Annotated in this window: 12 protein-coding genes; 7 read left to right on the top strand and 5 right to left on the bottom strand. The window is 63.9% G+C overall.

Annotated elements, in window-relative coordinates:
- Nucleotides 1-5: 5 nt before the first annotated feature.
- The gene (moaA, locus tag AB4M76_RS12140) at nucleotides 6-1,013 is read right to left on the bottom strand and encodes a GTP 3',8-cyclase MoaA (protein ID WP_368442130.1); all 1,008 of its coding nucleotides are present in this window, start codon (nucleotides 1,011-1,013) and stop codon (nucleotides 6-8) included.
- A gap of 85 nt (nucleotides 1,014-1,098) precedes the next feature.
- Between moaA and AB4M76_RS12135 the strand changes: the two genes are divergently transcribed.
- The gene (locus tag AB4M76_RS12135; RefSeq protein ID WP_368442128.1) at nucleotides 1,099-1,593 is read left to right on the top strand and encodes a hypothetical protein; all 495 of its coding nucleotides are present in this window, start codon (nucleotides 1,099-1,101) and stop codon (nucleotides 1,591-1,593) included.
- A gap of 59 nt (nucleotides 1,594-1,652) precedes the next feature.
- Here the strand turns inward: AB4M76_RS12135 and AB4M76_RS12130 are convergent, their stop codons facing one another.
- Genes AB4M76_RS12130 through glmU form a run of 3 tightly spaced genes read right to left on the bottom strand, consistent with a single transcriptional unit; the run spans nucleotide 1,653 to nucleotide 5,522 of the window.
- Nucleotides 1,653-2,351, bottom strand: coding sequence for a DNA alkylation repair protein (locus tag AB4M76_RS12130; protein ID WP_368442127.1), 699 nt, complete (start codon nucleotides 2,349-2,351; stop codon nucleotides 1,653-1,655).
- Nucleotides 2,348-4,168 (bottom strand): glutamine--fructose-6-phosphate transaminase (isomerizing), encoded by a 1,821-nt coding sequence (glmS, locus tag AB4M76_RS12125; RefSeq protein ID WP_368442126.1) that lies wholly within the window; start codon nucleotides 4,166-4,168, stop codon nucleotides 2,348-2,350. Before glmS ends, AB4M76_RS12130 begins: the two co-directional genes overlap by 4 nt.
- A 1-nt stretch (nucleotide 4,169) precedes the next feature.
- Nucleotides 4,170-5,522 (bottom strand): bifunctional UDP-N-acetylglucosamine diphosphorylase/glucosamine-1-phosphate N-acetyltransferase GlmU, encoded by a 1,353-nt coding sequence (gene glmU, locus AB4M76_RS12120; RefSeq protein ID WP_368442125.1) that lies wholly within the window; start codon nucleotides 5,520-5,522, stop codon nucleotides 4,170-4,172.
- A gap of 135 nt (nucleotides 5,523-5,657) precedes the next feature.
- Here glmU and AB4M76_RS12115 point away from each other — a divergent pair, with 135 nt between their 5' ends.
- Complete coding sequence (locus AB4M76_RS12115) at nucleotides 5,658-6,332, top strand: HAD-IIIA family hydrolase (RefSeq protein ID WP_368442124.1); 675 nt, start codon at nucleotides 5,658-5,660, stop codon at nucleotides 6,330-6,332.
- Nucleotides 6,332-7,525: a DegT/DnrJ/EryC1/StrS family aminotransferase gene (locus AB4M76_RS12110; protein ID WP_368442123.1), complete on the top strand. Its 1,194-nt coding sequence runs from the start codon at nucleotides 6,332-6,334 to the stop codon at nucleotides 7,523-7,525. The genes AB4M76_RS12115 and AB4M76_RS12110 overlap by 1 nt, the downstream gene beginning before the upstream one ends.
- A gap of 2 nt (nucleotides 7,526-7,527) precedes the next feature.
- On the opposite strand, the gene AB4M76_RS12105 is transcribed toward AB4M76_RS12110, so the two are convergent.
- A complete protein-coding gene (locus AB4M76_RS12105) occupies nucleotides 7,528-8,004 on the bottom strand; it encodes a pyridoxamine 5'-phosphate oxidase family protein (protein ID WP_368442122.1) in 477 nt (158 codons plus the stop codon).
- A 145-nt stretch (nucleotides 8,005-8,149) separates the two neighbouring features.
- On the opposite strand from AB4M76_RS12105, the gene AB4M76_RS12100 reads away from it, so the two are divergent.
- Genes AB4M76_RS12100 through AB4M76_RS12085 form a run of 4 tightly spaced genes read left to right on the top strand, consistent with a single transcriptional unit; the run spans nucleotide 8,150 to nucleotide 10,940 of the window.
- Nucleotides 8,150-9,310 carry an isovaleryl-CoA dehydrogenase gene (locus AB4M76_RS12100; protein WP_368442120.1) on the top strand — a complete coding sequence of 387 codons (1,161 nt, stop codon included), beginning with the start codon at nucleotides 8,150-8,152 and terminating at the stop codon, nucleotides 9,308-9,310.
- Nucleotides 9,310-9,795, top strand: a complete 486-nt coding sequence (locus AB4M76_RS12095; protein WP_368442119.1) for a lysozyme inhibitor LprI family protein — start codon at nucleotides 9,310-9,312, stop codon at nucleotides 9,793-9,795. The genes AB4M76_RS12100 and AB4M76_RS12095 overlap by 1 nt, the downstream gene beginning before the upstream one ends.
- Nucleotides 9,796-9,829: 34 nt before the next feature.
- Nucleotides 9,830-10,231, top strand: coding sequence for a DUF1622 domain-containing protein (locus AB4M76_RS12090; RefSeq protein WP_368442118.1), 402 nt, complete (start codon nucleotides 9,830-9,832; stop codon nucleotides 10,229-10,231).
- Nucleotides 10,224-10,940, top strand: coding sequence for a flavodoxin family protein (locus AB4M76_RS12085; RefSeq protein WP_368442117.1), 717 nt, complete (start codon nucleotides 10,224-10,226; stop codon nucleotides 10,938-10,940). Before AB4M76_RS12090 ends, AB4M76_RS12085 begins: the two co-directional genes overlap by 8 nt.
- The last annotated feature ends 1 nt before the right edge of the window (nucleotide 10,941 follow it).

The raw sequence follows: 10,941 nt of genomic DNA, 5'->3' as shown, positions 1-10,941 counted from the left end.
GGGGCTCAGCCGCCCGTGTGGCTCATGTGGCGCGGCATCTGCCCATCGACGCGCTGGCGGGAATAATCAAAGTCATGCCCCTTGGGCTTGCGGTCAATCGCGGCGCGGATCGCCGCTTGCAGCGGCTGATCGCTGTCGGGGTGCTCGCGCAGAGGCGCGCGCAGATCGGCCACGTCTTCCTGGCCCAGACACATGTAGATTTCGCCGGTGCAGGTGATCCGCACCCGGTTGCAGCTTTCGCAGAAATTATGGCTCAGCGGGGTGATGAAACCGATTTTCTGGCCGGTTTCTTCGAGCCGCACATAGCGGGCCGGGCCGCCGGTCCGTTCGGCCAGATCGGTGACGGTGTAATGTTCCGCATAGCGCGCGCGGACGTCGTTCAGGGACCAATATTGCCCAAAGCGGTCTTCGTTCCCGAGATCCCCCATCGGCATGACTTCGATCCAGGTCAGATCAATGCCGCGCTCGGCACACCATTCGGTGATATAGGGCAGTTCGGGCTCGTTAAAGCCTTTCAGCGCTACCGCGTTGATCTTGACCTTCAGCCCGGCCCGCTGCGCCGCGTCGATGCCGCGCAGCACCTGCGGCAGACGGCCCCAGCGGGTGATGGCGGCGAATTTCTCTTCGTCGAGCGTATCGAGTGAGACATTCACCCGGCGCACGCCCGCGGCATAGAGGTCATCCGCAAACCGCTCCAACTGGCTGCCATTGGTGGTCAGGGTCAATTCCTTCAACGCGCCCCGGTCGAGATGGCGTTTCATCCCGTCGAAAAACGTCATGATCCCGCGCCGGACCAGAGGCTCGCCCCCGGTGATGCGCAGCTTTTCCACGCCCAGATCAATGAAGTTGCTGCACAGGCGGTCCAACTCTTCCAGCGTCAACAGCTCCTTCTTGGGCAGGAAGGTCATGTTCTCGGACATGCAATAGACGCAGCGAAAATCGCAGCGGTCTGTGACGGAGACGCGCAGATAGGTGATCGCACGCATGAAAGGGTCAATCAAAGGAGCAGTCATGCCTCATAGGTAATGATCCGCCATGGCCGGGGCAAGCGGCATTTGGGCGATTGATATGGGCAAAGGGCGCGGCTAGGCTCAGCCCATGACACGCATGATCTTCCCGCTTTTCGCCGCTGCCGCCCTATCGGGCTGTGCCAGCCTTTCCGACAGTCTGGGTCTGGGCGGAGGGACGCCCGAGCCGACAGCCGCGCCCGCCCCGGCGGAAGCCTCCGCCGCGACCGGCGCGGCGGCGGAGCTGACAACCGGTGCCAACACCGCGGACAGTCTCGACAGCACCACCAAAGCGCAGCGCGAGGCCGCCGCCGAAGCCCCGGCAGCCCCGGGGGCGACCCTGGGCGAGACCATCGTGAGCCTCGGCAGCGCCACTGAGCCCGGGCTGTGGTTGAAGACACCTTTGGTCTCGCGCGAGCAGCCCGGGCGGGTGACCAATCCGGCCACCGGAAAATCCGCGACCGTGACGCTCATCCCGATCGAAGGGCCGCCGACAGCGGGCAGCCGCATGTCCTTGCCGGCCCTGCGGTTGATCGGCGCGTCGCTGACCGATCTGACCCCGGTCGAGGTTTCCGCGGCAGGCTAGGGGAAGACGGGGGCAACGCCCCCGGCCTCCGAAGAACTTATGGCCAAAAGGGGAGGCGGCTAGTCCTGCGGTGCGGCCTTCTTCAGCAGGCGCAGGGCTTCCTTGACCGCGAAGGGCTTCATCGCCGCACCATGTGCCGCGATGAAGGCGCGGCTGCGGTCCGGGTCGTGTTTGGAAAGCTCGCGCAGCCATGTGCCGATGGCTTTCTGAATGAACCAACGGTGGTCGGGCACCAGCGCCGCGGCCCAGCCAAGGATGCGGTCGCGGGCGGCAAGCTCATCGGGTTTGGGGTGGTTCTGCTTGGTCCAGGGCAGGGTTGAAACCAGCGCGGCGCGGCGGGTCCAGAGGTGATCCGAGGCGATCCAGGTTTCGACTTCATCCAAACGGGACGGGTCTGCGGTCAGGCGTTTCTGCGCTGCCATGCTGGCGTGATCGGCAATCGCCCAACTGTCGAAGTCTGCTGTCCAACTGGCGATCAAGGCCCAGGCCGCATGGTCCTTTGGGCGCAGCCGCGCCTGGGTTAGCAATTTGGCCGCCGCGAGCCGCGCCTCAAAGATATCCGACTGCCACAGGGCATCTGCCAGCGCCACGCGGCCCGGCACATCCAGCGCTGCACGCCAGTCCTGGGCCAGACTGTTGATCTGCGGATTGGTCAGCCCGAGGTAGACACGATCTGCCTTGTGATAGCGCCGAAGCTCCTCGGCCCGCGCCGGGTCGGCCTCCGATTGCAGCGCGGCAAGCGCGTCCTCGGGGCTCATTCGACCGTCACCGATTTCGCAAGGTTGCGCGGTTGGTCCACATCCGTGCCCTTGGCCACGGCGGTGTGATAGGCCAGCAGCTGCGCCGGGATCGCGTAGAGGATGGGGGCCAGCGCATCGGGGACCGGGGGCATTTCAATGCTGAACCAGACACCGTCATTCGCCTCCGCCTGACCTTTGGCGTCAGAGATCAGGATCACCTTGCCCTTGCGCGCCATGACCTCTTGCATATTGCTCACGGTCTTGTCGAACAAAGCGTCGCGGGGGGCCATGACGACCACCGGCACATTCTCGTCGATCAGGGCAATGGGGCCATGTTTCAGTTCACCCGATGCATAAGCTTCGGCGTGTATGTAGCTGATTTCCTTGAGTTTCAAAGCGCCTTCGAGGGCGAGGGGATACATCTGTCCGCGGCCCAGAAACAGCACGTCGCGGGCATGTGACAGTTTCAGCGCGGCGGCATGCATGGTGTCGTTTTTCTCAAGCGCATGGCTGATGATCGACGGCAGCCCGCGCAGGCCGGAGACATGATCGGCCAGGGCTTCGGCCCCGATCTCGCCGCGCTGCTGCGCGGCTTTGAGCACCATCATATAGAGCACGACGAGCTGGCAGGTGAAGGCTTTGGTCGAGGCGACGCCGACCTCGACACCGGCATGGATCGGCAGGGCCACATCGCTTTCGCGGGCGATGGAACTTTCGGGGACGTTGACGACCGAAAGGATGCGCGCGGCCTTGCCCTCGCAGTAGCGCAGGGCGGCGAGCGTGTCGGCGGTCTCGCCCGATTGGCTGACGAAAACCGCCAGCGTGCGCGGCGGGATCGGCGGCTCGCGGTAGCGGAACTCGGAGGCGACATCGACCTCGACGGGCAGGCGGGCGATCTGTTCGAACCAGTATTTCGCGGTCAGACAGGCATAGGAGGCGGTGCCGCAGGCCACCATGATGACCCGGTCGAACGCGTTGAAATCAACCTCTTGCCCGTTCAGCTCGATCTCGCCCTGGGGGGAGAGATATTTGCCGATGGCGGTGCCGATCACGGCGGGCTGTTCGGCGATTTCCTTGGCCATGAAGTGCTTATGCCCGGCCTTGTCGATGCGGGTGCTGTCGATCTCGATGGTCTTGATGGCGCGGTTGGCGAGGGCGCCATTCTGGTCCGTCACCTCGACCGAGCTGCGGGTGATGACGGCGCAGTCGCCCTCTTCGAGATAGGAAATGCGGTTGGTCAGCGGGGCCAGCGCAATCGCGTCGCTGCCGACATACATTTCGCCCTCGCCATAGCCGATCGCCAGCGGCGAGCCCTTGCGGGCGGCGATCATCAGATCGTCATGGCCGTCGAAAAGGAAAGCCAGCGCAAAGGCGCCCTGGAGCCGGGCGAGGGTCTGTTTGGCGGCGGTCACCGGGTCCGCGCCTTGGCTCATGTGATGCTGGGTCAGCAGGGCGACGGTTTCGGTGTCCGTCTCGGTGACAAACTGCGCCCCAAGCTCGGCCAACTCTGCCCGGAGTTCGCGGAAGTTCTCGATAATGCCGTTGTGCACAACCGCCACTTTGCCCGCCTGATGGGGGTGGGCATTGGTGACCGAAGGCGCGCCATGGGTGGCCCAGCGGGTGTGGCCGATGCCGGATTTGCCTGCCAGCGGCTCATGCACCAGCACGTCCGAGAGGTTCACCAGCTTGCCGACCGCGCGGCGGCGGTCGAGCTTGCCCTCGTTCAGCGTGGCGATGCCGGCGCTGTCATAGCCGCGGTATTCAAGCCGCTTGAGGGATTCCACGAGGATCGGGGCAACTTCGTGGTTGCCCAGCACACCGACAATTCCGCACATCTTAGCTGCCCCTCTGCATTCTGGCCTTTTTGGCCTTTAACATTTCGATCAATTTGCGTGCCATGCCGGGTTTTTCAACCTGTGGCGCGCGGGACAGGGCGAGCGCCTCCGGCTCCACGTCAGAGGTGATGACCGAGCCCGAGCCTGTCATCGCGCCGTCGCCGATGTAGACCGGGGCCACCAGCATGGTGTTGGAGCCGATGAAAGCACCTGCGCCGATATGGGTGTGGTGTTTCATCACCCCGTCGTAGTTGCAGGTGATCGTCCCCGCGCCAATGTTGCTGCGCGCGCCGACGGTGGCATCGCCGATATAGCTCAGGTGGTTGACCTTGGCGCTTTCGGCGATCTGGGCGTTCTTGACCTCGACAAAGTTACCGATGCGCACGTCTTCGGCCAGTTCCGCACCGGGGCGCAGGCGGGCATAGGGGCCGACCACGCCGCCGCGGGAGATATGGCAGCCTTCGAGATGCGAGAAGGCGCGGATGGTGGCGCCGGATTCTACCGTGACGTTGGGGCCGAAGACGACATTGGGCTCCACCACCGTATCGCGCCCGATATAGGTGTCGCGGGACAGAAAAACGGTTTCAGGCGCCACCAGGGTCACGCCGTCTTCCATCAGCAGGCCGCGGGCGCGGGATTGGAACGCGGCCTCGGCGCGGGCCAGATCGGCGCGGGAGTTCACGCCCATGGTCTCGGCCTCATCACAGGTCACCACGGTGGCGCTGCGGCCCTCGGCGCGGGCAAGGCCGATAATGTCGGTGAGGTAGTATTCCTCGGAGGCGTTGTCGTTGCCGACCTTGTCGATCAGATCAAACAACAGCTCCGATTTGCAGGCCAGAACGCCAGAGTTGCACAGGGTGATGGCGCGTTCGTCGGCACTGGCGTCCTTGAACTCGACGATGCGTTCCAGCCTGTCGCCCTGCATGACCAAGCGGCCATAGCGGGCCGGATCGGCGGCCTCGAACCCCAACACGACGACGTCATGGGCGGTGAGCGCCTCTCGCATCTTTTCCAGCGTCTCGGGCTGCACGAAGGGCGTGTCACCATAGAGCACCAGCGCCATACCGTCGAAACCGCTGAGCGCTTCGCGCGCCTGTGCGACCGCATGGGCGGTGCCCAGCTGCTCGGTCTGCTCGACCACCTGCGCGTCTTCGTCAAAGGCTTTTGCCGCGGCGCGCACCTGATCCGCGCCATGGCCCGCCACCACGACCGTATGGCGCGGGGCCAATGCGGCCCCGGCGGCCATCGCATGTTCCAACATCGGGGCCGAGGCCACGTGATGCAGCACTTTCGGCAGGTCCGAGTTCATCCGTGTCCCCTTGCCCGCGGCGAGGATGATCAATGCAGTTTCCATGGGTTCTCTTTGTCCTTCAGCTTGCATTCTCTTTACGCGCTTCGCACAAAGGCGCAAGGCCAGCGCCCATCAAACTAGGTTGCGGTCTGCAACACGAAGGCATCAGGAAGGCGGGGTTCCGCCAAGGAGTATCCAGTGAAAACCGTGGTTTTTGATCTCGACGGCACCTTGGCCGACACCTCTGGCGATCTGATCGCCGCCGCCAATGCCTGTTTCCGCGACATGGGCGAGGGTGACGTTCTGGTCCATGCCGAAGACGCAGGCACCGCTCTGCGCGGCGGGCGGGCAATGCTGACGCTCGGTCTGCAAAAGCTCGGTCGGACGGAAGATGCCGCGATGGTTGACCGCTATTACCCGATGCTGCTGGAAGCCTATAAGCGCGAGATCGACACCCATACGATCCTCTATCCCGGCGCGATGGAGGCGGTGGCGGCGCTGAAAGCGGCGGGCTACCGGGTGGCGATCTGCACCAACAAGCCCGAAGCGCTGGCCGAGTTGCTGCTGACGAAACTGGGCGTGCGCGAAGCCTTTGGCGCGATGCTGGGGGCGGACAGTCTGGCGGTGCGCAAGCCGGACCCGGAGCATCTGTTCGAAACCGCCCGCCGCGCCGGGGGCGATCCCGCGCAATGTGTGCTGATCGGCGACAGTGACACCGACCGCAAGACCGCCAAAGCCGCCGGGGTGCCCTGTGTGCTGGTGACCTTTGGCCCCTCGGGCGACGACATGGCGGCGCTGGAGCCAGAGGCGCTGCTGGAGGATTTCGCCGACCTGCCGGAGGTCATCGAACGTTTGATCGGCAAAGCCGCCTGATGGCAGAGCGTTTCACCGGCAGTTTCACCCAGCAAGAGCCGATCCCCGAAGCGGCGATCGAGGCAGCGGTGGCGGTGATGCGCAGCGGACGGTTGCACCGCTATAATACCGCGCCGGGGGAAGTGGCCGAAGTGGCGCTGCTGGAGCAGGAATTCGCCGCGATCATGGGGGTGAAATACTGCCTTGCGGTGGCCTCGGGCGGCTATGCGATGTCGACCGCCTTGCGCGCCTTGGGGGTGAGGCCGGGCGACCGGGTGCTGACCAATGCTTTCACCCTCGCGCCGGTGCCGGGGGCGATTGCGGCGCTCGGCGCAAAGCCGGTCTTTGTCGGGGTGACGGCGCAATTGGTCATTGATCTCGATGATCTCGAAGCCAAGGCGGATCAGGCCGATGTGCTGCTGCTCAGCCATATGCGCGGGCATCTGGTGGACATGGACGCGCTGATGGCGCTTTGTGACCGTCGCGGCATCACGGTGATCGAGGATTGCGCCCATACGATGGGGGCGGCGTGGAACGGCAAAGCCTCGGGCACGCAGGGCAAGGTGGGGTGTTTTTCCTGCCAGACCTATAAACATGTGAACGCGGGCGAGGGCGGGCTGCTGATCACCGATGACGCCGAAGTCGCGGCACGGGCGATCATGCTCTCGGGGTCCTATATGCTCTATGACCGCCACAAGGCCGCGCCGGGGCCGGAGGCGTTCGAGGCGATCCGCTATGAGACGCCCAATATCTCGGGCCGGATGGACAATCTGCGCGCGGCGGTGTTGCGCCCGCAACTGCGGCAGCTGCCGGAACAGGTGGCACGCTGGAATGCCCGCTACCGGGTGATTGAAGCGGGGCTGCGCGACACGCCGGGGCTCACGGTAATCGAGAGGCCCGAGGCCGAAAGCATCGTCGGCTCGTCGATCCAGTTCCTGCTCGAAGGCTGGTCGGCGGCGGCGGTGGCAGAGGTCATCACCCGCTGCGCGGCGCGTGGTGTGGAACTCAAGTGGTTCGGCGGGGCCGAGCCCAAGGGGTTCACCAGCCGCTATGACACATGGCGCTATGTCGAGACCGAAAAAATGCCCGCCAGCGATGCGGTGCTGGCGGGGCTGATGGACATGCGTGTGCCGCTGACCTTCTCGCGCGACGACTGCGCCTTGATCGCGCGGATCATCCGGGAAGAGGTCAGTGCGGTCTTTCAGGCAGGTTAGGCTCAGAAACGGATCGTGCCATGTCGGCCCATGTCGGGTTTGTCGCCGGTCATCTGCGCCTTGCCGATTTCATAGAGGAACTTGAACCCGCCATCGCTGGCCCAAACCTCCGCTTCGGTCAGGTCGAACCGGATCAGCTGCACGTCGGGGTCTTGTTTTCCGTCTTCAAACCAGGCGCCCGCGATGGCGTTCCAGATCTTGTCGAGCTCGGTCGGGTTGGTCACCGCCGAGACATGGCCATCGATCCGCGCCCAGAGGGATTCGTCCTTGCTGGCGATGAGATACTGCGCTTCCGCACGGCCTTCGGCGGATTTCGCCAGATCGGTGGTCTTGGCGGTGATGAACCACAAAACGGCAGAGCGGTCGTCTTCGTCGATGTAATGGGTCATCGGGACCGCGGGGGCGGTCTGGGTCATCAACATCCCGGCGCGGGTGTCGTCGAGCCGGTCCCAAAATTCTTTCTTCAGATCGTCGCTCATTTTACTCTCGCTTTGCTGTAAGGTCAGTTGCAGGGCCAACCCGCTCGGCGCCAGCGTGGTTCCGCGTGACGCGGCGCGACGCTTGACGCATCGCGGGCAGGGCGGTAGGTAATGAACAAGCGTTCAATAAATCGGGGGAGAAGTCGTGTTTAACGCAAGTATGCAGTTCGATCTGGGTGAGGACGTCGCCGCGCTGCGCGACATGGTGCACCGCTGGGCGCAGGAGCGCGTCAAACCGATGGCCGCCGAGATCGACACGAAGAACGATTTCCCCGCAGAGCTTTGGACCGAGATGGGCGAGCTGGGTCTTTTGGGCATGACCGTCGAAGAAGAATACGGCGGCTCTGGCATGGGCTATGTGGCCCATACCGTCGCGGTGGAAGAGATCGCGCGGGCGAGCGCCTCGGTCTCGCTCTCCTACGGCGCGCATTCCAACCTTTGCGTGAACCAGATCAAGCTGAACGGCACCCCGGAGCAGAAGCAGCAATTCCTGCCGAAACTCTGCTCGGGCGAGCATGTCGGCGCACTGGCCATGTCCGAAGCGGGGGCGGGCAGCGATGTGGTCAGCATGAAACTGCACGCCGAGAAGCGGAACGATCACTTCCGGCTCAACGGCAATAAATACTGGATCACCAATGGGCCGGACGCCGAAACGCTGGTGGTCTATGCCAAGACCGACCCCGAGGCCGGCTCAAAAGGCATCACCGCCTTTCTGATCGAGAAGTCGATGAAGGGTTTCACCACCTCGAACCATTTCGACAAGCTCGGCATGCGCGGCTCGAACACCGCCGAGCTGATCTTTGACGATTGCGAAGTGCCCTTTGAGAACATTCTCGGCGAAGAGGGCAAGGGCGTGCGGGTGCTGATGTCGGGCCTTGATTACGAGCGTGTGGTGCTCGCGGGCATTGGTCTTGGCATCATGGCCGCCTGTCTCGATGAGATCATGCCCTATATGGCCGAGCGCAAGCAGTTCGGCCAGCGCATCGGGGATTTCCAACTGATGCAGGGCAAGATGGCGGATATGTACACCGCGATGAACTCGGCCCGCGCCTATGTCTACAGCGTGGCGCAGGCCTGTGACCGGGGTGACGTGACCCGTCAGGACGCCGCGGCCTGCTGTCTCTATGCCTCGGAGCAGGCGATGGTGCAGGCGCATCAGGCGGTGCAGGCGATGGGCGGCGCGGGGTATCTTTCCGACAACCCGGTGGGCCGGATCTTCCGCGATGCCAAGCTGATGGAGATCGGTGCCGGCACCTCGGAAATCCGCCGCATGCTGGTGGGCCGCGAGATGATGGGGTCCATGTGATGCGCGCCGCGCTGTTGGTTCTCGCGCTTCTGGCCGGACCGGCGGCCGCGCAGGAGATCACCTATTCCGACGATGCCACGGCGACCTGCCTGTTCGAGGCGGAGAAGCTCGCCGATAAGCGCGCCTGCATCGGTCTCTCGGCGAACCTCTGTATGGAGGCGCCGGGGGGCTATTCGACCGTCGGCATGGGCGGCTGTCTGGACCGTGAGCTGAGCTATTGGGACGCCTTGCTGAACGAGAATTACCGCGCGCGCATGGTCCAGGCGAAAGCCGCAGACGAAGATGCCGCCATGTACCAGCCCGACCTTCCCAAACAGGCCGAGGCGTTGCGTGACATGCAGCGCGCGTGGATTACGTACCGCGATGCCGCCTGTGCCTTTGAGCGTAGCCAATGGGGCGGTGGCACCGGCGGCGGGCCCGCGACGCTGATGTGTCTCATGCAGATGACGGGCGAGCAGGCCCTGCTGCTGGGGGCGACACCGTAGGCGCGCCGCAGCGGGGCGGAACAAAGGAGCCGGGATGGATAATCTGATCGAAATGGAAACCGAAGGCGGGGTGTTGCACGGCGCTTTGCCCTGGCTGATTGAGGTTTTCGAGATCCTAGCGGCGGGGATCGACATTGCGGCCATCCTTTTGCTGCTGATCGGCGCGGCACGTTTCATCATCGGGGTGGTGATCGCCGAGATCGCCAAAAGCGGCCCGGACCGGGTGCGCCGCACCAACCGCGAGCGCATCGAGTTGGGGCGCTATATCCTTGCCGGGCTTGAGCTTTTCATCGTGTCAGACGTGATCCACACCGCGATCAGCCTGCGGTTTTCCGATCTGCTCTTCCTGCTCTTGCTGGTCATCATCCGCTCCATCACCTCCTTCTTCCTTGATCGCGAGTTGGAGCAGTTGAAGAAGGAACTCGGCGATGACTGATTTTTCCGATCTTACGGCGCTCTACGTGAATTGCTCGCTGAAAAAGACCCCGGGCGACAGCCATACGCAGCTTTTGCTCAACGCCAGCGCCGGGATCATGCAGGCGCAGGGGGTGGGTGTCGAACATCTCTATCTGCTCGACCATCAGGTGCCGCCAGGCGTTTATCCCGACATGACCGAACAGGGCTGGGACCGCGACGATTGGCCCGCGATCTGGCAGAAGGTGCTGGCGGCGGACATTCTGATCATCGGCACGCCGATCTGGCTGGGCGAGGAGAGCAGTGTCTGTCGCGTGTTGATCGAGCGGCTCTATGCCATGTCGGGCAAGCTTAACGACAAGGGGCAGTCGGTCTTTTATGGCAAGGTCGGCGGCACCGTGGTCACCGGCAATGAGGACGGTATCAAACACGTCGCCATGACCACCGGTTTTGCGATGAACCACCTTGGCTATAGCCTCCCGCCGCAGGCCGATTGCGGCTGGATCGGAGAGGCGGGGCCGGGGCCGTCTTATGGCGATGAGGGCGACGGGCAGCGGGTCGGTTTCGACAATGAATTCACGCAGCGCAACACCACGATCATGACATGGAACGCCCTGCATCTGGCGCGGATGTTGAAAGACGCCGGCGGCTATCCGCAAGAGGGCAATGACCGCAACGCCTGGGACGCCGGCGCGCGGTTTGATTTTGAGAACCCGGAGTATCGAAGCTGAT

The sequence above is a fragment of the Sulfitobacter sp. PS-8MA genome, from assembly GCF_040933935.1.
Lineage (GTDB): Bacteria > Pseudomonadota > Alphaproteobacteria > Rhodobacterales > Rhodobacteraceae > Sulfitobacter.
This window is presented reverse-complemented; position numbering and strand designations above follow the sequence as displayed.